Raw genomic sequence first — 20944 nt, forward strand, 5'->3', positions numbered from 1 at the left:
TTTCTGCCTCTTATCTTCTATCCGTGTTATAATAGCCGTACGATGAAAAAGGAAGGTAACAAAACATGAAATCTCAACATCGGGCAGCTATGGTGATGGGCTGTCTGCTTCTCTTATGCACCCTTAGTATCCTGCTGATTCCCTCCCGGCACGGCAGTGAAATCCCTCCGGCAGCCTTATGGTATAACGAATTGACAGGCCAGCGCAGCCGTGGCCAGGCCTTATCTCCCGGCGATACGATTGGAATCATCGCACCGGCTTCCCCGGCCCTTCAGGAGGAACTGGATGACGAGCTGGCTCTCCTCCATGCTATGGGATACAAGACAAAAGTCGGAGAATCGGCTACAACCGATGGTACCTACCTGGCTGGCAGTGACGACCTGCGGGCCCGGGATATCAACGAATTCTTTCGTGATGATTCTGTCCAGGCTATTCTCTGCCTGCGTGGCGGCTATGGTTCTGCCCGGCTGCTCAGTCAGCTCGATTATCAGATGATTGCCCGCCACCCCAAATTATTCATCGGGTTCAGCGATATCACCGCCCTGCACACGGCACTCGGCCAGCGAAGTCACCTGGTCACGATACACGGCCCTGTCCTGACCTCTCTTACCCATGACACGACGGCCTATACGCTCTACCAGTTTGAACAGGGCCTGACCGGGACGGATGTACCGGGAAATGTTCCCATGCCCGATGGGATAGAGCTCAGCAGCCTCATTCCCGGCACGGCAGAAGGGCGCCTCTGCGGTGGTAATATTACGATTCTGGCATCCCTTGCCGGTACGCCTTACGAACTGCGTGGCGATGGCGGCATTCTTTTCCTGGAAGATACATACGAAAGTCCCTATCAATTGGACCGGGACCTCCTGCAGCTGTATCAGAGCGGTCTCTTAAGCCGCGTCCAGGGAATCGTATTCGGACTCTTTCCTGACCAAGACGGTCATGCTGCAGAGAGAGAAGAATACGATGATATCATCGCCCATTATGCCAGTCTGGCGGGAAAACCAGCTATCAAAAATTTTCCTGCCGGTCATACAGAATATAATATTTACCTGCCCCTGGGAACCCGGGGCCGCCTCACGGCCAGCGAAGACGGTACAGCCAGTCTGGAACTGCTGGAAAGCCCGGCCGTTCCCAAGGGCAGGTAAAAAGATTTGAAATACCTGACAAAAAATGCTGTCATACCATGGATGTTACGCCATGGTGTGACAGCATTTTTATCAGCGCAGATATAATTGCAGCGCCGGTTCCTTTTTGAAACGGCCCCTCAGTTCTACCGTCCGCGTTTTTGCATTCGTTTTTTTGATGCCCCGGGCACTGACACAGCTGTGCCGGCCTTCCAGGAGGACCGCAATATCCGTACTGCCCGTGATTTCTCCCAGGATATCGGCAATATCCCGGCCCAGCCGTTCCTGAAGCTGCAGCCGCCGTCCTGCCATATCACAGATCCGGGCAATCTTGGAGAGACCGATGACCCGGCCCTTGGGAATATAAGCGACCGTTGCCTTCATATCGTACATGAGGGCCATATGATGTTCACAATACGAAAAAAGATCAATATCCTTCATGACGACGACCTGATCACTGCAGGTACTGGCCGTATCTTCCGTAAAGGTCTTGTCCAGCATCTGTGCCAGTTCATGATTCGTATAATTCATGCCGGCAAAGACTTCCTGATACATTTTGGCTACCCGTTTTGGTGTTTCCACCAGGCCTTCCCGGTCGGGATTGTCCCCGAGAGCAATGAGGATTCCCCGTACATGTTCTTCTATGGCTTTCGTATCAATCATATCAGACACCCCGTTTCTCCGGATCCCAGATGACCTTGTGCATCTGGATCTGTAAGCGTACATCATTCATTTTGTGTGTTTCCATAAACGTGACCATATGGACCGGCTCTATGGAACCGAATACCGGACTGAGGTAGACATGGCACCGGTCAGTCAGCCTGTACTCACGTATGATGTCCCAGGCCCGCTGAAGGTCCTCCTGACTGCCGCAGACAAATTTTACCGTGTCCTGCGGTTCCAGAATGGCAAAATTCTCTACCTTCATGGCCCGTTCCCAGCCGCTGGATGGCAATTTGTAGTCCATCGTAAAAACAGGCCGCACGGGCGTACAGAACGGGCGCAGGTCTACGGCTCCATTCGTTTCGATTTCCACGCGGAGCTGCGGCTGAGCGAGGAGTTTTTCTATTAATTCAGCGATTCCCTGAGCAAGCAGCGGTTCGCCTCCCGTGAGAGTGACGTTATAAATACCTGTAGACAGGACGTACTCCACAATTTGATCCGCTGTCATATCCTTATAGGGGCAATCCGCTTCGTAGGCCCATGACGTATCACAATAACTGCAGCGGAGATTGCATCCCTGAAAGCGCACAAACACGGACAATTCTCCGACACGGGTCCCTTCCCCGTTGATACTGATAAACTTCTCTGCTACCTTCATGTCAGCCTCCATAGGACGCACAATTATTGGGCGTTTCATACACATCTACACGGTGAATCTCGTATCCTTCCTCCTGCAGACGTTCATAAATATGACGGGAAAACGCCTCTGCCGTCGGCCGGAACGGGACTTCATGGAGACAGAAATCTTCTCCCTTCAGCGCCTCAACGGTAGCCGGCTGCAGGGACCCCGTTTCATATATCAGGCTGTGGTCATAGAAATCACAAATATCCTTCAGGCTCTTTTTCAAATCGGAGAAATCAACCACCATGCCGCGGCACTGTGAATCCGTCCGTAACTGCTCCGACTGGATTTCTACGATGACCCGCCAGCGGTGACCGTGCAGATTATGACATTTTCCTGCATACCCTTTGAGGAAATGAGCCGCATCAAATGACTGTTCCGTCTTTAAATAATACATAGCTATACTCCTATAAAAAAACAGCCCTGCCAGAGCAGAGCTGTCTCATACAAATAAACAGTCCTGGTTTTGTTTAACGACAGGATGGTACAAGCGAACTGTCGATATGGCTTAACGAAACCTATTTTACACGCCATCACAAAGACTGTCAATCCATAAATCAGGGAAGATATATGTCGCTATAGTCCTTATGACGCATAAACCAGCGGGACGCATACGAGCAGGAAGCCTTCGTCTGATGGCCTGTACTGCGGATATAATCAGCTGCAGCCTGTACCAGACGGCCGGCCGCTCCCTGACCGCGCAGACTGTCATCGACTTCCGTATGGACAATATCATAATTTCCCTGTTCATCCTGGAAAAAATCAACTTCACCAACAGTCTTTCCTTCTTCATTCTCTATCCATATTTTATTGGCACTGTACTGCAAATCCATGATATATCACCTCTTACTCGCAGTGTATCAGACAGGCAGGATTTTGTCTGTTGCTTTTGCAACACAAGACCGGCACATTTTTTCTGTGTACTTTTTACTTCCCTTCCCTATATTCTTTATATAACATATTAAAGCGTGTATGATCCAGTTCTTTTTCCCAGCAGGATACGACGACTGTTGCCATGCAGTTTCCGCATACGTTGCAGATGGTCCGGATCATATCCAGGATGCGGTCGATTCCCAGCAGGATTGCCACGCCTTCTGTAGGCAGGTTGAAGGCGGCAGCTGTCGCGGCGACGACGATAATGCCCGCACCGGGTACGCCTGCAATGCCTTTTGTGGAAAGCATGAGGGTTACCATGACCAGCAGTTGTTTTTCGATAGGCATGGCGATGCCATAGAGCTGGGCGATGAACAGGATTCCTGCCGAGCTGTACAACGTGGAGCCATCGAGGTTAAAGGAGTATCCCGTCGGCATGACGAAGGTTACCGTCGCTTCCGGTACGCCCAGACGGTGAAGGCGCTTCATGGCACCTGGCAGGGCGGCTTCACTACTGGCAGTAGAAAAAGCAAGGAATAGAATGTCTTTCAGAGCCAGAATCAGGTGGAAAAAATTGATTTTTGTAAACAAACTGGCCAGACTGGCAATGACGGTAATAAATAAGGCCGTGGCCCCGGCGACAGAAAGGATCAATTTTCCCAGCGGAATCAGCATGGCAATGCCATAACTACCAACCGTATAGGCTATCATGGCAAAAACTCCCAGAGGAGCAAAGTGCATGACGTAGTTAGTCACTTTGAACATGGCTTCCGCCACGCTCTGACAGAAGCTGACGATCAGCGCCCCTTTTTCGCCAATATGGGCAACGGCGACACCAAAGAAACAGGCAAAGAAAATAATCTGGAGCATATCCTGCCGTGCCGCTGCATCGACGATGTTCGTAGGGATAATATGCAGTACATACTGCACCATATCGATGCTGTGCTGGCCGGCAGCAGCTGCTTCTTCCGTTCCAACCGCCGCCGATAAAGGCACGCCTACACCCGGTTCGGTCACATTCATGACAAACAGCCCGATAGCCAGGGCAATGGTCGTAGCAAATTCAAACCATATAATCGCTTTGCCACCCAGACGGCCCAGTTTCTTAAAGTCGCCGGTACCGGCAATCCCCATGACCAGGGTGCTGAAAATAAGCGGTACCACAATCATCTTGATCATCCGCAGGAACGCATCACCTAATGGCTTCAAATGCCCCGCTATATCAGGAAATACATATCCCACGAGCGCTCCCAGCGCCAATCCTAAAAAAATCTGTGAACTCAGCCCTAACTTCTTCACGCTATATCTCCTCATAAAATACAGTTACTATTACAAGCTCTTTCATTGTATAGTATTTTTTCTATGCCTACAATACAGACACTTATATAAAAAAGAAAAATAATTTATGATAGAGATGTATCAATTTATTTATTCAATATTTGATATTTTAATATTTAATTCATTCATTTTTTTGTACAGTGTACCGCGACTGCAGCCTAACATGCGTGCAGCTTTTGTAATATTCAACTTGCTGGCAGTCAATGCATCAACTACATGAGCTCGGGACCATTTATTCATTTTAACGTCTATACTGGTATCATTCATCATGCTGTTTTCCGGCATAGTCAGCATAATTTCATCAACAGGCATCGCATTCTTCAATAAAACACTTACACGCTGGACAAAATTTTGTAGCTCCCGGATATTCCCCTTCCAGATATAATTTTGCATATACTCTTCAATTTTTCTGATTTTACTTTCATACATATAATATTCAGAACCAAAATACCGGTGAAATAAGTTCTCACTGAGGAGCAGATAATCCGCCTCTCTATTACGAAGAGGCGGAATTTCCAATGAAAGAACGCTGATTTTATAATATAATTCTTCAAGAAAGTCGCCTATTTGCATTTTTTTTGCAAACCATTCCCGGCAGAAGCAATAATCCGTACATCAACTGATATGGTATGACGTCCATTGATACGACAAACTTCATTATCTTCAAGAATACGCAGTATGTCCGACTGCGCTTCCAATGGAGCTTCATCAATTTTATCTAAAAACAAAGTGCCGCCATGAGCTAATTCGAAAGCGCCTTCCTGTGATTCTGGAGATCCAAATAACTCACCCTCTTTTTCCCGTCCCAAGAGTTGCCTGGTCAACCGATCCGCTGAGATATTAGAACAATTTACCGCCAGAAATGGGTGATTGCGTCTCTGGCTTTCATGATGAATAGCATGAGCAAACATTTCTTTTCCTGTACCAATTTCTCCTTGAATCAAAATATTGGCATCATATTTAGCAAAGCTTTTTGCCATATAAATAGCCCGTTTCATGACTTTAGATTCACCAACAATATCCGAAAAACGATAACGTGCTATCATTCCTCGTTTATGAAGATTGGTACGTATTTTCTGTTCACTATTGCGAATAGAATCGACATCTTTAAATGTCGCTACTACCCCTTCTATTTTGCCATTAACCATAATAGGAATACGATTTGTATTAATGACAACATTTCCAGTCTTCATCAATTCATCCATTTCTTTTTCTCCAGTTCGTAAAACAGATGAGAGTTTAGATGACGGAAAGACTTCTTCAATATATTTTCCTTCATATGGTTTATTTTTTAACGGAAGTATTTCTTCAGCCTGTCTATTGACGACAACGATATTGCCTTCTTTATTAATAGCTAAAATACCGTCATGAGTATAATTTAACACTGCTTCGTATTGCTCTAGTTTTAATTGTAGTTCCCGGTGATGTTTTTCTTCTTGGATGATAGACGATAACGTTTGTTGGGCAGAGTCAAGGGCTAATTCAATTTCATCTTCTGTATTTTCCAGTGTATAATAACTAAAATCATATAAACGGGCATAATTTTTTGCTAAAACACCGCCTACACCAAAATGGCATCCATCTGCTTTTGCTTTTTTTACAGCTTCTTCTACATCTTTATCTCCTGTGTATGAATAATAACAAGCATCAATGTTAAGAAGCTTGCAGAAATGAGAAATAAAACTTGGCATCGTATCCAGCACAAAAAAAGCAATCTTCCCTTCAACACTGCGCAGGCGTTCAAATGCTTCCAGATAAGCGGCACTAGTAAAACGCACTTTAATAATTGCTGTATCTAAAGAGTGTCGCAATAAAGCAGCTGTACCGCCACGACTAATAATAACTTTTACCCCTTGTTTAATAGCCTGTTCTGCATAATTTCTTGCATTTTCCCAAGAACCAACCCATACATCAACTTTCATATGATGCCTGAATATGATATCCCGTGCTTTATTCGCTCCTTGTTCCGAAGGAGAGATAAATAATATCTGATTCATAGTACAATCTTTCACACTCCTGTATAGAAATTCACTCGTACTCTACTATATAGTTTATTGTAACATATGCAGAAACAAATCTATATCAAAACATATTGAAGAGGAGACGTCTTTATCGACATCTCCTTTTCAATATGCTAATAAAATTTCAATTCCCTATTTCTTAAAAGAAAAACAACATCATATCGATAAAAAATGTAGGAATCAAAATAGCACAGGACCATCCCATATAACCGAAGAAACTCGGCATTTTAATATTGTTTTCTTCTGCAATAGATTTAACCATAAAATTAGGTGCATTTCCAATATAAGTATTAGCCCCCATAAAAACAGCACCCGCAGAAATGGCTTCCAGCATAACCTGAGAAACAGTCCCAACGGATGTAGAAATGCCCTGCACTGCGCCAAGTGTACCAGCAGTCTGTAAAAACACCAGATATGTCGGTGTATTATCCAGGAATGATGACAAGGCACCCGCTGCCCAGAACATTTGCCAAGGCTGATTGATTCCCAATTCAGTACCATGTACTTTGAGGAGAATCAAAGCAGGAATCATAGTAATAAAGATACCGATAAACAATACAGCCACTTCAATGATAGGTCCATTCGTAAATTCATTAAGTTCACGCGTATGAGCTGATGTTGTTTTAAGTGATAAAAACGCCGCTGCTAAAATTATAATAATTTCTGCCAGCGTTGCGAAAGGAAACACAATATCATCAAAAATTGGAATACCTGCACCATTTGAAAAACAGGGAATCCATTCAGGTAAAATGCCATTGGCAACAACACCAAGAATAATCATAACAATAAAAATAAGATTTTGTGCACCTTCAATATGAATGTGTTCTTTTGTTTCTTTCATTGGCTCCTTAACAGGAGATCGGCCTTCTGCAATTTCTTTTTTATAAAAATGATTATCTAAAAGATAAAAAATGCTAAACAACAATGCCATATTAAACAATAAAATAGGCAGCAGATGGAATGTCCATGTAAAAGGTACGCCCCGCTGAAATCCCATAAACAAAGGTGGATCGCCAAGAGGTGTCAGGCATCCTCCCATGTTAGCTACCAGAAAAATAAGAAAAATCATAATATGAGATTTCGTTTTACGCCATGCATTTGCACGAATGACTGGGCGTATTAGCAACATTGCAGCCCCCGTCGTGCCAATCCAACTGGCAAGAACCGTCCCAATAAGTAAAAGCAAAGAATTGATTTTAGGTGTACCTGCCAAAGTTCCTTTAAAAACAATACCACCAGCTACGACGAACAATCCATATAAAAGGACAATAAAAGGAATATAATCAAGTAACACCGACTCTAGTAATCGAAATATCCCCTCATGTACACTATAAACAATAGAAAACGGTATAAGAAATACCAGTGACCAACCAAGAGAGAACCACTTCATGTTCCTGCTCCACCAATCACCACTAATAAGAGGGATAATAGCAATGGATAAAAGCATTGCAACAAAAGGAATAATACTCCATACAGGCAATGCCATATCGACAGCATGATGAGCTGCTTCATTGGCGAAAACAATGGGAACGGAAGTTCCAGTCAGAAACATGGTACAGATACAGGACTTTACTAACCAGTTCATACATATCACCTTCTAAAAACAATTCCAACAGTAATAAAAAACGGGTTCAGCAACATGTAGTGAACCCGTTCCATTTATACATATGACAGATCATTAAATCAAGAGGCCATAAATGCCTGTAAATGCCAGGATTGACAGAAATACAACGCAGAAAACCGACCAGGCAAACAATTCAATAAATAAACGGTCTGCACTCTTCGTTTTTGCCAATTCGGGATCTCCCTGAAAAGCCCCCATAATCAACCCACCACCGGTAGATGCAGGGCTAAGACCTGCAACAGATGCAGCAATTCCAACAGCTGAAACCATTTCTTCAACAGATGAACCAGGAACATTCTGAGCAATACCGCCGATGAGCGGCATTACTGTCGGGAATACGACACCTAAAGCAGAAGAGAACCAGGAAAGGCAGCCCGACACGAAGCCAATAATAGGTGCTGCTGTTGAAGCAGTCATAGCAGAAGATAAAACTTCTACTACCAAATCAATTCCTCCGGAACTGATAATCAATGTAATGAGTACACCAACACCACAAACCATGACCATCGTATTCCAAGGCAAATCTTTCATAACAACCTTGGAATCACCAATGCCAATGAGGAGAAGAAAAACGGCCACAATGAACGATGCAAGTCCAACATTCATCTTCAATCCAATGACACCGACAAGCATGACAAGGATACTGACCATGGCGATTAACTGTTTAGACGTAAAAGAATCGCCTTTTGTCATTTGTTCTACATTCTTTGCCGTCTTGATTTTATAGCCGCCATAGTAAATATATACTATGATTGAAAGAATAGCGACACCCAGTAAAACAATTTTAATCATTGGCCAAGCTATTCCTGGATACCCTTGCGGAGTCATGATGGATGAAATAAGGATACCTTCCGGCGTAATTGCAGTAAAACGGCCACAAAATGTTCCCATTTCCCCAATCAGCATAAGCATCAGTGGATTATACCCTGTATGTTTTGCCAGTGGGATTGCCAACGCTACAACAACAGCTAATGCAGGTACGCAGCCTGGTCCAACAGCAGCGAAAGCAAAACCAATTATCAGCAATAAAATTGGAATAAACCAAACCTGTTTACGGAACAGATAAGCTAATTTTTTTAAAAGAAGATCCAGACATCCATTGGACTGGATAACTCCAAATAACAGTGTAACACCCATCAATGTAACAAATAATGATGAGTTAAATCCAGAAATAACGGCTTTTGCCTTAAAAGCGCCAGAAGCATAAGCCACTATTGAAGCAGCTGCAATGGCCAGCAAGCCAACATTAATTTTTCTGACAAAGCCAATAACGATAACAGCAACCAAAACAAGCAGCAATGCTACTTTTAAGTCCATAGTGGATTTTCCCTCCTATCGGAAACATTTAGACGTTTTATCGATATGAATATGATGTCCACTATAGACGCCAGACGGAATCAATTTTATTTCTTCTTTAGCCAGATTTAAAATTTTTTCAAAATCGATACCTGTATCAAAACCCATTTCATTAAGCATATAAACCAGATCTTCTGTTGCCAGATTACCTGAAGCGCCTGGAGCAAATGGGCAACCACCAAGACCGCCAAGTGTAGACTGAACGTCAGTTACGCCCATTTCGATAGCTGCCAATGTACAAGCCAGCCCCATACCACGCGTATCATGAATATGGACAGCTAATTTAAGTTGTGGATAAGCGATTTGTAATGCTTTTAAGGTTTCACGCACCTGAGCTGGATTTGCAATACCGATGGTATCACAGAGGCATACTTCTTTAACACCGAGATCAACATAGTCTTTCAAAAATTCAACGACACGGCTTGTCGGGAATTTCCCTTCAAACGGACAGCCAAACGCAGTAGCAAGATCAACGCAAATGTCGAGTTGAGGATATGTTTCCATAATTTCTTTCAATGCATTATAAGACTGTTCATGAGTCCGGTTAATATTTGCTTTATTATGACTAGCACTCAGTGAGACAACATAAGCAACTTTTTTTATTCCCGTTTCAACAGCAGTCTGAGCACCTCTCAGGTTAGGAATCAATGCCATAAATTCAACGTCAGGATATTTTTTCAAGCAGATTCCGACGATTTCTTTGGCATCCTTTAACTGAGGGATGGCTTTAGGAGAAACGAAAGATGTTACTTCCATATACGTGACGCCAGACTGAATCAGCCCATCAATAATATGTAATTTATCTTCTACAGGGATATAATCTTTAATATTTTGAAAGCCATCACGGGGGCCGACTTCACAAATTCTTACCTTGGACATGAATAAACCTTCTTTCTATATATTCTAGTATCCATCGGGCTGCTGTATTATAGTAGCAGCCCTTGGATATGCTGACTCTTAGAGTACTTTCTTTTCCTTGAGATCTTCGATTTGATCTTTCGTCAAACCAATGAATTTGCTATATACTTCTTCGTTGTGTTGTCCCAGAACAGGTGCTGGCATACGAACCTGTTGTTCCCAATCACTGAATTTAATCTGATCACCTGTTAATGTCGTATGACCTGCTACCGGATGTTCCACATCGACGAACATTTTACGTGCTCCCACGATATGCGGATCTTTAACAATCTTGTCAATCGTCATAATCGGGCAGGAGGGAACACCAGCTTTTGTCAGACGATCTGCGACCTGGTCAACAGTCTGATCTTTTGTCCAGTTTTCTACGATTACCTTCAACTGTTCATGGTGAGCTACACGGTCTTTAACAGCTTTATAATCAGGATCATCAATGAGTTCAGGCTGACCCATTTCAGTAGCCATCAATTTCCAAAGTTTATCATTGCCACAGCCTATAATTACACTGCCATCTTTTGCTTTGAAAGAATCATAAGGATATGTAGATTCATAACGATTCCCGATACGTTCAGGAATACGGCCTGTAGCCAGATAAATCTGTGTAATGATTTCCAAGGAAGAAACAACAGAGTCAACAAGGGAAACATCGACCATCTGTCCTTCTCCCGTTTTAATCTGATGAACAATTGCACCAAGAACGCCTACCGTTAAGCTAAGACCACCAAGGACATCACCCATCGCAGTGCCACAGCGTGTCGGTTCACCTCCGGGCCAGCCGGTTACGCTCATAAGACCACCCATAGCTTGTCCAATGATATCGTAGCCAGGACGCTGACTGTAAGGGCCATATTGGCCAAAACCGGAGCAGGCACCGTAAACAATACGAGGATTGATTTTCTTTAAAACTTCATAATCAAGACCCAGTTTTTTCATAGTACCGGGACGATAGTTTTCAATGACAACATCGGCCTTAGCAACCATCTTTTTAAAGATTTCTTTACCTTCCGGAGCTTTTAAATTTAAGGTAACGCCATATTTATTACGATTCAGATTCATATAGTAACAGCTCTGTTCGTTAAGGAACGGTCCAAAAGCCCGGCTGTCATCGCCTTTCCCCGGACGTTCAACTTTAATAACGGTGGCTCCCATATCAGCCAAGAACATTCCACAATACGGACCAGCTAATACACGGGTCAAATCCAGAACCACAATTCCATCCAAAATACCTTTACCCATTATGAATAACCTCTTTTCTAAAAAATATGGCACAAAACTTAGTGAGTATTACATGAGTGAATGTTGTGCCGTTCCATGCCCGTATTTTATGTCTAACATGCCTTTTTGTAAAACTCTATCTAATTTGTTCATTGTTTATTTTTGTTCATTGCGTTCACTATTGTTCATCGTTGTTTGCCTATTGTCATATGTTGACAAAAATATACGTTAAACGTAAACTCTACGCATTGTATATCTATTTGAAATATTATTGTGTAGTTCTGTTCATCATTTTACAACTGTTCATGCACTATTTTACACATTTGATAATTGTAAAAAAAATATTTTTGTAAGAAATATATCATTTCTTCTTCTAAATAATAAATGCATATAATTCATAATGATTGAGTAATAACGATAATATACATGACTAGTAAATTCTAACTCTACTAACATATATTTTCGCCTCAATAATCTATTCCTGACTTTTTACCCTAAATTTTACGGAGAAACACGTAACGCTTATTGCAAATCCTAGTGATTCGTGCTATAATATTTGTAAATAACAAATAAAAAATATTAATTAAAAAGAGGTGTCAATTATGGATACGTTTGACAACATTGCCCAGTACCCAATTTATTTTGCTCCCGGCTGTCAGCTCCTGCAGTTACAGCCTACGATGGTTTCTGATGTGTATGATTATCTGCGTCGTCTTTTCGGCGACAAAATCCGTCTCTACACCCGCTGCTGCGGCCTCGATGACGCCAATCAGCACGACGAAGAAGCCGTGTTTATCACCTTGTGCGATACGTGCTTCAAGATTTACGGCAGTACCTATGCCAATCTCCACATGCGCGATTTCTGGGATGTATATGATGAATATAAGTCCATTTATCCCCTGGGAGAAAAAGAAGCTGAATTGAGAAAAGCTCTTAAATCTACTCTCTGTGATTATACTCTTCCTCAGAAAGCCTTGAAAAACTGGATGGAAGAATGGAAAACCTGGAGTACAAAAGAAGATTAACTCTTGCAATTATTCCAGTAACCTGCTATAATGTGTTCGTAATAAATAATGATTATTTATTACGAACCGGTAAAGATTTTATCATTATTAAATTATGTTTCATATTATTAGGAGGTAACAATCATGAAAAAATTTGTATGCGGCGTTTGCGGTTATGTTTTTGAAGGTAACGATGCTCCGGAAAAGTGTCCTCAGTGTGGCGCTCCGAAAGAAAAATTCACTCTCGTTCCGGAAGGCCCGAAAACTTATGCTGACGAACATCAGGTAGGCGTTGCCAAAGGCCTCGATGAAAAAGTTGTTGAAGGTCTCCGCCTCAACTTCACTGGTGAATGTTCCGAAGTTGGCATGTACCTCGCAATGAGCCGTGTCGCTGACCGTCAGGGTTATCCGGAAGTTGCCGAAGCTTACAAACGCATCGCTTTTGAAGAAGCCGAACACGCTGCTAAATTTGCTGAACTCCTCGGCGAAGTCGTAACGGCTGATACCAAAGAAAACCTCGAAATGCGTGCCCTCGCTGAACAGGGTGCCTGCGCTGGCAAGAAAGAAATCGCAACGCTGGCTAAACAGCTCGGTTATGATGCTATCCATGACACCGTTCATGAAATGGCAAAAGACGAAGCTCGTCATGGCCGTGTATTCGATGGTCTCCTCGCCCGCTACTTCGCAAAATAATCTATATAGTGAATCATCAACGACCTGCTGCATTGTGGCAGGTCGTTTTTTTTACAGCGTAAAGCGTACTTCATCCTATTTTGCTATAAAAAAAGCGAGTTACCACAAATAATCGTGATAACTCACTTTACACCGTTTTCATCGCTCCGTATCGTTTCCATAGAGATGGTGTTCCCTGATGTACGTATAGACAGCCGGTGCCAGTTCCTCTCTCTGTTTTTCCTGATGCTGACGGATATCATGAGATGAAATATCATCGGCCTGATGATCCAGCAGCCGCACCGAAATGCCATCTTGTTCCACCAGACTTTTTACCATTTCTATCTGCTCACGGTCATCACTTTTGCGCATTCCCACAAGGAGTCCTGCCATCCTGCCGCATTCCTGCCAGCGATACCAGTAACTGAAGGAAAGGAACGTATCCGAGCCCATGAGCAAGTACAGCGGATCGTCGGGAAATTTCTGTTTCATCGCGCAAAGCGTATCATAGGTCCGGCAGGAACTCCCCTGCTGTATTTCATAACCATCGACAGCTACGGGAAATGGCAGATTTTCCACTGCCCGCTGGCACATTTCAATGCGCTGCGACGCCTCCGTATTCAGTTCTTTATAGAATGGCTGGGTCGGCATGAGAACGACGAGACGTGGATGAACCGCCTTCCAGGCACTGCAGCAGAGCCGGATATGTCCCTGATGAATGGGATTGAAGGTCCCGCCAAACAGGACGATTCCTTTTTTTGTTCCATCATTCCGGCTCATGCTGCTCACCCTTTCCTTTTTATTTTACGACAAACTGCGGTTTGTAATCATCGAGACGCTGCTTGATTGGCAGCCACTGAAGGACTCGTTTGATGTTGCGGTCCCAGAAATCCCACGTATGATCGCCATCTTCCGTCCACAGTTCAATATCTGCCAGATCTTTGACCTTGTCATAAAAAGCAATATTATAATCATGGAGGAAATCCTGATTGCCTACGGCACATACCATCTTCGGCAGTTTCTTACCGGCTTTGACGGCATTCTGGAATTCTACGACCAGGTCATTTTCACCGCCACGGGGATCTTTATTATCAAAGGTCATGAGACGTTCTGCATCCGAATAGAGCTCCTTCGATTCATACATGACTCCGATATCTACGACACCAGACAGACTGGCTGCTGCGGCATACTGGTCCGGGCAGAGGGCTGCTGCATGGAGTGCGCCATATCCACCCATGGACAGGCCGGCAATGAATGTGTCTTCCCGTTTCTGCGATACCTGGAACATATTGCCGATAACCTTCGGCAGTTCCTGGGTAATGTAATCAAAGTACCGGTATCCATGGGGCTGGTTGATATAATGGCCACGGCCCGTCGTAGGCATGACGACGACGAGGCCCATATCCATGACGTATTGTTCCACGTTGGTGAAACGGATCCAGCCTGTCTGGTCACGCATGATGCCATGGAGGAGATACAGTACAGGGAATGGCGGTTTGATGACATCCCGCAGAGGTTCCGGCGTGCGGGTACAGTTCTGCGGATAAATAACTTCGATTCCCGTATCAATGCGTAAAACATCTGAGTAAAATTCAATGTGAAGTGACGGCATAGTGACTTCCTCCCTTACTATTATAGTATAAACTATGCATATACGACGTTATTTCTGTTCCGGATAGGTCCCATCCTGTTTGTCTTTGTACATTCTCCAGGGAACGGCCAGGAAAAGGATATAAATCAGGAACGGTGCCGAAACGAGTGTAAAAGCGACATAACCTTTGGCAACGATCGTCAGGATACCCAGGCGGCTGAATGCGACACTGATGAGGGTGACGATGACACCGATGACAGCACGGCGATAGAACGCCGTCTTATTGGCCATGATATTGTGGCGGGCCGACAACAACTGGAATCGTTCGCTGATGCCGAATAACAGGCCTACGCCGGTACTCAGCATAGCGGAAACGGCAATGGCAACATACAGATACCGTGTCCAGTCAGCAGAATGAACGATATCGTGAAGGAGATACAGCATAGGGATGCTTTCTTTCGTGATATGAGGCATGCCGGCGGCAAACAGAATAGTGCAGAGCATGGTACCGCCGCCACAGAGAATCGCCGTACCCAGAGCTGCCAGGAAGGTATCTTTCTTGCTGCGGATTGTCACAAGGCAGGAAGGAACAGCCGCATTGGCGCCACATGTAAAGAGGATAATCGACGAGAAAACGATGACCCAGGCATAGCCTGTCGTAAGACCGTAATCAGCAGCTGTAGAGCCCGATTCGATGAACTGGTCCGCTGCCGGCCAGCATGTACCGATACTGATGAAGAAAATGAAAATAATGATGGCAATGATCAGAATAGTCAACGTGTTGCCCAGTTTCATGACCAGATTAGCACCCTTTAGCGTAAAGCCAATCATGAAAACGCCAAAGAGAAGGGTCCCGACCATATTAGGAATACCAAAGGTCTGTTCCAGAATAATAGCGGCACCGGAAATCATGCCGGCGGCTACGAGGAAAATCTGTACCAGAGAAAAGAAATCCTTAAAAATCCCCAGTACCTGCCGTACAGCCGGATTTTTGTAAATCATATCCGATTGTTCCCGGTAATCTTTCGGTTTGTAAATACGGTTGAATTCAAAGGTCAGCCAGCACCAGATAAAAGTCAGGATACCGACCAGAAGCGGCCCCCAGATGACACCTGCCGAACCGGCTTTCAGATAATAGGCTACGGTCTGCGTCCCTGCGGCAAATCCCGGTCCTACATAACTACTGAACATCAACGCCGCAATGGACAATGCCCCTACGACATTTACTTTCGAAATCTGTTTCCCATCATTCATGATATGATACCTCCAGTGGATAGATGAATCAGGTCAGTCTATATTCGTTACACATTGAGTATTCCGTCCGGCGTGTACACGACAGGCACATCGTCTTCCAACACTTCCAGTTCCGGATTTTCTTTGACTATCTGAGCCGACACGAGCAGTTCCTGAACATGAAGTGTGTTTTCTATGATAGCAATGCGTCCATCCGGTCCGGGATTGGCCAATGCATAGGCCTGACTGATAGCTTCTTCTTCCGTATCGAAGTACACAGGGATCTTGCCCCGTTCGAGATAGGTCGTAGGAATGAGGTTGGAATACATGGATTCCCGGTCTATCTGACTGACCAGACCTTTCGTCGTTATGTCGGCAAGACCGATACCCAGGGCATTTCCATAGGAATGTTCATTCATACGGAGAGCGACGAGCATATGGATATCCGGGCTTTCCGGTTCTTCCACACCGCGCACGCGGATACGTCCGATGACTTTCGTATCCATCCCGGTCCCACTATAAATCTTTCCTATTTCCTTGACGACAACCAGATCGTACTGGCTGCCTGGCAGATGCGGTACGAGACTGCGGGCCAGAAGCTGGAGTTTCGCATCGGTTTCAATATACGTTTCTACAGGCACACCCTGGAGGAGGTATGTCTGATCATTGGAATTTTCAACGATGGCCAGGCCGCAGAGAATGGGCGCTTTCTGCAACGACACCTTGCAGGACTGGGCAATGGACTGGGCCAGACCATGGGCATGCATGGCCGAACAGCCATCTTTTTTCCCGAGGCCGATGGCTATCATTTTGACGATGCCGCTTTCATTGGGAGCCGAAAAATCTGTATGCGGTTTTACCCGGTTGCAGACAATGATTCCATCCGATTCATAAGCATTTTTATCGAAATATACAGGAGCGCCATTTTCCGTTTCTCCCAGATATACCGTTTCCATGGACGAACGGATAGGGCAGTCCATCGTTTCTTCCGTAATGCCATATCCTTTCAGTACGTCAATCTGCCCCTGGGCTGTCGCACCGCCATGGCTTCCCATGGCAGGGACAATGAATGGATGTCCCCCTTTTGCCTTGACATAGTCAGCAATACTGCGGATAATAGTTGCAATATTGGCAATCCCCCGGCTGCCAGCCGTAATGGCAATCTGTTTATCGCGCAATTTGTCATCCAGCGTCAGTTTATCCAGTTCCTGCCGTACCGCAGCGGGAATGTCACTGATGCAGTCTGTCGGGAAGTGCTGCCGTACCCGTATGAGATGAGGCAGTTCCTGCTTTTTCAAATCTAACATGTCACGTTTCAACTCTCTTTCTTCACGATCATCACGAACAATTTGTCTTGCATACGTTTCAGTTTAAATCATATAGTTATCGTTTAGAATGATATGTTATTATCAGATAAACAAATCCGTTCTTCTTTTTGTTCATCACCACAGGCCAGTATGCCTTCTCCGCCACTGCCATCGGTAACGTACAAGTAGGCAGAAACAGATTGCTGTTTCAGATGCAGCCGCACATCATCCCAGGTAAACTGTTGTCCCGGGTATTCCAGGTACTCCCGCATTTTCCAGGCCGCCTGCCGGCTTCCCTGCAATAACAGTCCCGGTCCTCCTGCATACGACAGGCACCAGACCTGTGGGAGGATTTCCGCCATATGTTCATCGATGACATGGGCTTCTCCCCCCAGGGATCCGATAATACCGCCTGTCCGTGGCCCATTCTGCCAGGCCGCTATATTGGCGGCCGCTGCCAGAACAGCGAGCGGGCAGAGCCAGGTCACATAATCTGCCAGATACTGGTCAAGCGCTACAGGATCTGTAATACATCGTACGTCTTCCCTCTGATATGCCGTCAGACTCCGTCTGATTTGTCCATCAACGCCATCCAGGTCCTCTGCCCTGCACCAGACGCCGACAGCCGCCGGTACCTGATACAGGCAGGTTCTGTAGAGTCGTACCCTGTAATCATTCATCAGGGATACTGCTTTCTCACAGCCTCCGCCATGGCTGCATTGATGGTTTCCAGATTGTCTGATGCGGCATTTTTCACGAATGCTTCAATCGCTGCGCTGGCTTCGACAAACGGACCTGGCAGGTTCAGAACCAGTGCATCACCCAATCTGCCACATACCAGGCAGCTCCACAAATGACCGTTCTTGCCAAAGAGCTGCCGGCTGGCACTGGGCGACAACATCGCTTCCAGTGCTGTGTGGGTAAAATCTTTTCCCAGCGTAGAACTGTAACGGTGTCCTCCACCGCTCCCCCCGATGAGCACGACCAGATCCGATACGGCTGCAGCCTTGCGGATGGCCTGTTCGATTTTATCTTCTTCATCTGTCACCGGCGCAATACGGGTAATCTGCATTTCCGGATTGTAGCGCACCAGCTGCTGCACGACAGCAGCACTATCGGTATCAAAGACGATACCCGCTTTGATTTCATCACCGGTGGGAATAATCGTCGCCGTATCAATCATGATGAATCCACCTTTCCCGGGCACAGTAGTCGTGGTCACGCTGGGGAATATGATTGATATCGACAGGTACGATTTTTTCCGCTCCTGCCAGTTTCGCCAGCTCCGTCGCCGTAACCCCTTCTGTCGTCGAAATAGCCTGGATCAGACCATGTTCGTCTTTCTGTATCTGTTCCGGATCGATACCATATATATCCATATCAATAGACGAACCGGTTACACCAATGACCCGGACGACAGAATGAAATTTATCCATCAGGATTTTTTCCAGTGCCCGCGTGTCCAGTCCTTTGACATCGAGTCCCTGTACTTTGACAACGGTCTTATCCGTATAGACAATAATATTTTCATCAGCCATGGCAAATCCCCTGTTTCTATCAGATTTCTTTTTCTACCAGCAGATCATCGGCATGATACTTTTTGGCCTGTTCCACGCCCGGCAGGATTTCATCGGCATGGGCGATGACTTCATCTGCCGTCATATGAGACGTCTGTTTCATCCATTCCCGCGTGCAGCCGATGCTGTCCAGTTCTGCCTGGGCGGCCGGTGTAATGCGGTCAAAGTCGATGGGTGTACCCATAGCGCGGGCAATAGACAGGACGACAGGCGAGCAGCCAATATCACGGGCCGGTACGCAGCCGCACTGGAGAGCGCGGATAGTCAGACGGGCAATGACCTTCTTATCGCAGACGATGCAGGGAATATACTGTTTCAACGTCTTGGCATAGGCACCGGAACCATGAGCCGTATCGCCGGCTTCAAACTGCGGATGCGGGAATACACGACCGTACATTTCAGCGACGGTCATACCGATGCCGACAGAAATGACCTGACCGGTCAGACCGACGAGGACGTCACCGTGATGCATACATTCGAGCTGGCCCAGAATCGGGAACAGGACTTCATCCATAGTGATGATATTCATCATTTCCGTTGCGGAATTGTTGTTGGAAGCCCGGCCGGTAATGACGACATTATGGACAGGAATCTTCTTGTCTTTCGGGTTCGGGCCACGGAACATTTTCTTTTCCGGGAATAATTTCTTCCACTGTTTCAGATGGGGTTCCTTTTCTACGAGTTCATCGGAGAGGGTGATTTCCTGCATGGGCAGGATGCCGAATTCATTATTGACTTTGCCATTATCGGAAGCCCCCATGCGGACGATAGCCCCTTCGACGACAATGCCGTCACTGGTTGTCGTCACGGCATCCATATCAAATATATTGATAGCAGCCGGCCCTTCAATCGTAGAAGCTACCTTGCGGATAGCATCATCCTGGGAAAGACCACTCTTTTCAATTTCTTTGACATCGAGAAATACAACCGATACAGGTATAATCTTATTATCAATATCCCCACCGGGCAGAACTTTATATTTCATGATGTATGCGCCTCCTTAGTGCAGACCCAGTTTTGGTCTTCTGTCTTCAATATCCGTGCAGCCGTCAAATTCTGTTTCTTCTGTAGGATGAATGATATTGATGACTTCCATGATAATCTTCGTCGTCTTGCCGTTTTCGTCCTTGCCCTTGATAAGAACAGTATGCATCGTTTCGGGAACACGGGGCAGTACGAGGACTTCTACATGCTGTACATCATCCCGGCCAGCGATTTCATGGACTGCTTCTTCAATACGGCCTGTACGCAGTGACTGCATCTTGGCACTGTGCAGACTTTCCAGACCATGGATTTCCATCGTCTTCGTGTCATCCACGTCGTGGACAGCGACATACATTTTCTTGATAAATTCCGGGAGTTTGGTGTGCATGAACCTGAACATAGTACTCTCTCCTCTCTAAAACACTATTCTAGAATTTCTTAATTACGTGCATCCGGTATACCGATATACCGGTATACTATTATTATAATCTTCCAGTTATGTTTGTCAATAATAGTTATATTGCTAAAATATCATTGTTCGTTATTTTGTTATACAAAATAGTTTTAACCATCCTATTGGAAATAGACGGCTTGTAAGTATATAATCCCATCTTTGACACTTTTAAAATAAAAAAAATGCTCGCAAAGCCTGCTGTAATGGGCTTCGTGAGCATTTTTTGTTTGGTTTTCATACGTGCTATATTTTTCTCATTCCTGTTTTATGGTTTTTGAGTTCTTTATGATGGCTCGCATCGTTGCTTT

23 protein-coding genes are annotated in these 20944 nt (G+C 45.1%); 3 read left to right on the forward strand and 20 right to left on the reverse strand.

Annotated features, from left to right (window positions below):
* Positions 1-65: 65 nt before the first annotated feature.
* Positions 66-1148, forward strand: coding sequence for an LD-carboxypeptidase (locus tag DW949_RS07570; RefSeq protein WP_233539533.1), 1083 nt, complete (start codon positions 66-68; stop codon positions 1146-1148).
* A gap of 72 nt (positions 1149-1220) precedes the next feature.
* Here the strand turns inward: DW949_RS07570 and folE are convergent, their stop codons facing one another.
* The 11 genes from folE to DW949_RS07625 form a co-directional block, all read right to left on the reverse strand.
* A complete protein-coding gene (folE, locus tag DW949_RS07575) occupies positions 1221-1787 on the reverse strand; it encodes a GTP cyclohydrolase I (protein WP_199595807.1) in 567 nt (188 codons plus the stop codon).
* Between the two features lie 4 nt (positions 1788-1791).
* Positions 1792-2448 carry a putative 7-carboxy-7-deazaguanine synthase QueE gene (gene queE, locus DW949_RS07580; RefSeq protein WP_118022633.1) on the reverse strand — a complete coding sequence of 219 codons (657 nt, stop codon included), beginning with the start codon at positions 2446-2448 and terminating at the stop codon, positions 1792-1794.
* 1 nt (position 2449) lies between these two features.
* Entirely contained in the window at positions 2450-2869 is a 420-nt protein-coding gene (gene queD / locus DW949_RS07585; protein ID WP_118022634.1) for a 6-carboxytetrahydropterin synthase QueD, read from the reverse strand.
* 160 nt (positions 2870-3029) lie between these two features.
* Positions 3030-3305 (reverse strand): GNAT family N-acetyltransferase, encoded by a 276-nt coding sequence (locus DW949_RS07590; protein WP_118022635.1) that lies wholly within the window; start codon positions 3303-3305, stop codon positions 3030-3032.
* Between the two features lie 94 nt (positions 3306-3399).
* A complete protein-coding gene (locus DW949_RS07595; RefSeq protein WP_233539534.1) occupies positions 3400-4644 on the reverse strand; it encodes a dicarboxylate/amino acid:cation symporter in 1245 nt (414 codons plus the stop codon).
* 129 nt (positions 4645-4773) lie between these two features.
* Positions 4774-5256: a helix-turn-helix domain-containing protein gene (locus DW949_RS07600; protein ID WP_118022637.1), complete on the reverse strand. Its 483-nt coding sequence runs from the start codon at positions 5254-5256 to the stop codon at positions 4774-4776.
* Positions 5247-6680: a sigma-54-dependent Fis family transcriptional regulator gene (locus DW949_RS07605; protein ID WP_118022638.1), complete on the reverse strand. Its 1434-nt coding sequence runs from the start codon at positions 6678-6680 to the stop codon at positions 5247-5249. The genes DW949_RS07600 and DW949_RS07605 overlap by 10 nt, the downstream gene beginning before the upstream one ends.
* A 163-nt stretch (positions 6681-6843) precedes the next feature.
* The gene (locus DW949_RS07610; RefSeq protein ID WP_118022639.1) at positions 6844-8289 is read right to left on the reverse strand and encodes a sodium:proton antiporter; all 1446 of its coding nucleotides are present in this window, start codon (positions 8287-8289) and stop codon (positions 6844-6846) included.
* A gap of 93 nt (positions 8290-8382) precedes the next feature.
* Positions 8383-9645, reverse strand: a complete 1263-nt coding sequence (locus DW949_RS07615) for an SLC13 family permease (RefSeq protein ID WP_118022640.1) — start codon at positions 9643-9645, stop codon at positions 8383-8385.
* A gap of 15 nt (positions 9646-9660) precedes the next feature.
* A complete protein-coding gene (locus DW949_RS07620) occupies positions 9661-10563 on the reverse strand; it encodes a hydroxymethylglutaryl-CoA lyase (RefSeq protein ID WP_118022641.1) in 903 nt (300 codons plus the stop codon).
* 78 nt (positions 10564-10641) lie between these two features.
* Entirely contained in the window at positions 10642-11835 is a 1194-nt protein-coding gene (locus tag DW949_RS07625; protein WP_118022642.1) for a CaiB/BaiF CoA-transferase family protein, read from the reverse strand.
* A 581-nt stretch (positions 11836-12416) separates the two neighbouring features.
* Between DW949_RS07625 and DW949_RS07630 the strand changes: the two genes are divergently transcribed.
* Together DW949_RS07630 and DW949_RS07635 are read left to right on the forward strand one after the other, a co-directional pair.
* Positions 12417-12839, forward strand: coding sequence for a hypothetical protein (locus DW949_RS07630; protein ID WP_118022643.1), 423 nt, complete (start codon positions 12417-12419; stop codon positions 12837-12839).
* 123 nt (positions 12840-12962) lie between these two features.
* Positions 12963-13511 carry an NADH peroxidase gene (locus DW949_RS07635; protein ID WP_059075422.1) on the forward strand — a complete coding sequence of 183 codons (549 nt, stop codon included), beginning with the start codon at positions 12963-12965 and terminating at the stop codon, positions 13509-13511.
* Between the two features lie 138 nt (positions 13512-13649).
* On the opposite strand, the gene nadD is transcribed toward DW949_RS07635, so the two are convergent.
* The 9 genes from nadD to DW949_RS07680 all read right to left on the reverse strand — a co-directional run bounded on the left by nadD (position 13650) and on the right by DW949_RS07680 (position 20582).
* On the reverse strand, positions 13650-14270 hold the full coding sequence (gene nadD / locus DW949_RS07640; RefSeq protein ID WP_118022644.1) for a nicotinate (nicotinamide) nucleotide adenylyltransferase: 621 nt from the start codon (positions 14268-14270) through the stop codon (positions 13650-13652).
* A gap of 19 nt (positions 14271-14289) precedes the next feature.
* Positions 14290-15102: an alpha/beta hydrolase family protein gene (locus tag DW949_RS07645; RefSeq protein ID WP_118022645.1), complete on the reverse strand. Its 813-nt coding sequence runs from the start codon at positions 15100-15102 to the stop codon at positions 14290-14292.
* Between the two features lie 48 nt (positions 15103-15150).
* Positions 15151-16335, reverse strand: coding sequence for an amino acid permease (locus DW949_RS07650; RefSeq protein WP_118022646.1), 1185 nt, complete (start codon positions 16333-16335; stop codon positions 15151-15153).
* A 47-nt stretch (positions 16336-16382) separates the two neighbouring features.
* Positions 16383-17621, reverse strand: a complete 1239-nt coding sequence (locus DW949_RS07655) for a lactate racemase domain-containing protein (protein WP_118022647.1) — start codon at positions 17619-17621, stop codon at positions 16383-16385.
* A gap of 83 nt (positions 17622-17704) precedes the next feature.
* The gene (locus DW949_RS07660; protein WP_118022648.1) at positions 17705-18301 is read right to left on the reverse strand and encodes a hypothetical protein; all 597 of its coding nucleotides are present in this window, start codon (positions 18299-18301) and stop codon (positions 17705-17707) included.
* Positions 18301-18804 (reverse strand): molybdopterin-binding protein, encoded by a 504-nt coding sequence (locus DW949_RS07665; protein WP_118022649.1) that lies wholly within the window; start codon positions 18802-18804, stop codon positions 18301-18303. Before DW949_RS07665 ends, DW949_RS07660 begins: the two co-directional genes overlap by 1 nt.
* Entirely contained in the window at positions 18797-19159 is a 363-nt protein-coding gene (locus tag DW949_RS07670; protein WP_118022650.1) for a hypothetical protein, read from the reverse strand. Before DW949_RS07670 ends, DW949_RS07665 begins: the two co-directional genes overlap by 8 nt.
* Positions 19160-19178: 19 nt before the next feature.
* A complete protein-coding gene (locus DW949_RS07675; protein ID WP_118022651.1) occupies positions 19179-20183 on the reverse strand; it encodes a hypothetical protein in 1005 nt (334 codons plus the stop codon).
* A 15-nt stretch (positions 20184-20198) separates the two neighbouring features.
* On the reverse strand, positions 20199-20582 hold the full coding sequence (locus tag DW949_RS07680) for a hypothetical protein (RefSeq protein ID WP_118022652.1): 384 nt from the start codon (positions 20580-20582) through the stop codon (positions 20199-20201).
* Between the last annotated feature and the right edge of the window lie 362 nt (positions 20583-20944).

It is taken from the genome of Megasphaera sp. AM44-1BH, from assembly GCF_003467125.1.
In the GTDB taxonomy this organism is placed as follows: Bacteria; Bacillota; Negativicutes; order Veillonellales; family Megasphaeraceae; genus Megasphaera.

Excerpts from the sequence above, each read along its gene's own strand:
- DW949_RS07655 (WP_118022647.1), bottom strand. The coding sequence starts at position 17,621 with ATGTTAGATTTGAAAAAGCAGGAACTGCCTCATCTCATACGGGTACGG.
- DW949_RS07610 (WP_118022639.1), bottom strand. The coding sequence starts at position 8,289 with ATGAACTGGTTAGTAAAGTCCTGTATCTGTACCATGTTTCTGACTGGA.
- DW949_RS07605 (WP_118022638.1), bottom strand. The coding sequence starts at position 6,680 with ATGAATCAGATATTATTTATCTCTCCTTCGGAACAAGGAGCGAATAAA.
- DW949_RS07645 (WP_118022645.1), bottom strand. The coding sequence starts at position 15,102 with ATGCCGTCACTTCACATTGAATTTTACTCAGATGTTTTACGCATTGAT.
- DW949_RS07660 (WP_118022648.1), bottom strand. The coding sequence starts at position 18,301 with ATGAATGATTACAGGGTACGACTCTACAGAACCTGCCTGTATCAGGTA.
- DW949_RS07620 (WP_118022641.1), bottom strand. The coding sequence starts at position 10,563 with ATGTCCAAGGTAAGAATTTGTGAAGTCGGCCCCCGTGATGGCTTTCAA.
- DW949_RS07625 (WP_118022642.1), bottom strand. The coding sequence starts at position 11,835 with ATGGGTAAAGGTATTTTGGATGGAATTGTGGTTCTGGATTTGACCCGT.
- DW949_RS07670 (WP_118022650.1), bottom strand. The coding sequence starts at position 19,159 with ATGGCTGATGAAAATATTATTGTCTATACGGATAAGACCGTTGTCAAA.
- nadD (WP_118022644.1), bottom strand. The coding sequence starts at position 14,270 with ATGAGCCGGAATGATGGAACAAAAAAAGGAATCGTCCTGTTTGGCGGG.
- DW949_RS07570 (WP_233539533.1), top strand. The coding sequence starts at position 66 with ATGAAATCTCAACATCGGGCAGCTATGGTGATGGGCTGTCTGCTTCTC.
- DW949_RS07590 (WP_118022635.1), bottom strand. The coding sequence starts at position 3,305 with ATGGATTTGCAGTACAGTGCCAATAAAATATGGATAGAGAATGAAGAA.
- DW949_RS07650 (WP_118022646.1), bottom strand. The coding sequence starts at position 16,335 with ATGAATGATGGGAAACAGATTTCGAAAGTAAATGTCGTAGGGGCATTG.
- queD (WP_118022634.1), bottom strand. The coding sequence starts at position 2,869 with ATGTATTATTTAAAGACGGAACAGTCATTTGATGCGGCTCATTTCCTC.
- DW949_RS07635 (WP_059075422.1), top strand. The coding sequence starts at position 12,963 with ATGAAAAAATTTGTATGCGGCGTTTGCGGTTATGTTTTTGAAGGTAAC.
- DW949_RS07630 (WP_118022643.1), top strand. The coding sequence starts at position 12,417 with ATGGATACGTTTGACAACATTGCCCAGTACCCAATTTATTTTGCTCCC.
- DW949_RS07680 (WP_118022652.1), bottom strand. The coding sequence starts at position 20,582 with ATGTTCAGGTTCATGCACACCAAACTCCCGGAATTTATCAAGAAAATG.
- DW949_RS07665 (WP_118022649.1), bottom strand. The coding sequence starts at position 18,804 with ATGATTGATACGGCGACGATTATTCCCACCGGTGATGAAATCAAAGCG.
- DW949_RS07600 (WP_118022637.1), bottom strand. The coding sequence starts at position 5,256 with ATGCAAATAGGCGACTTTCTTGAAGAATTATATTATAAAATCAGCGTT.
- queE (WP_118022633.1), bottom strand. The coding sequence starts at position 2,448 with ATGAAGGTAGCAGAGAAGTTTATCAGTATCAACGGGGAAGGGACCCGT.
- DW949_RS07615 (WP_118022640.1), bottom strand. The coding sequence starts at position 9,645 with ATGGACTTAAAAGTAGCATTGCTGCTTGTTTTGGTTGCTGTTATCGTT.
- DW949_RS07675 (WP_118022651.1), bottom strand. The coding sequence starts at position 20,183 with ATGAAATATAAAGTTCTGCCCGGTGGGGATATTGATAATAAGATTATA.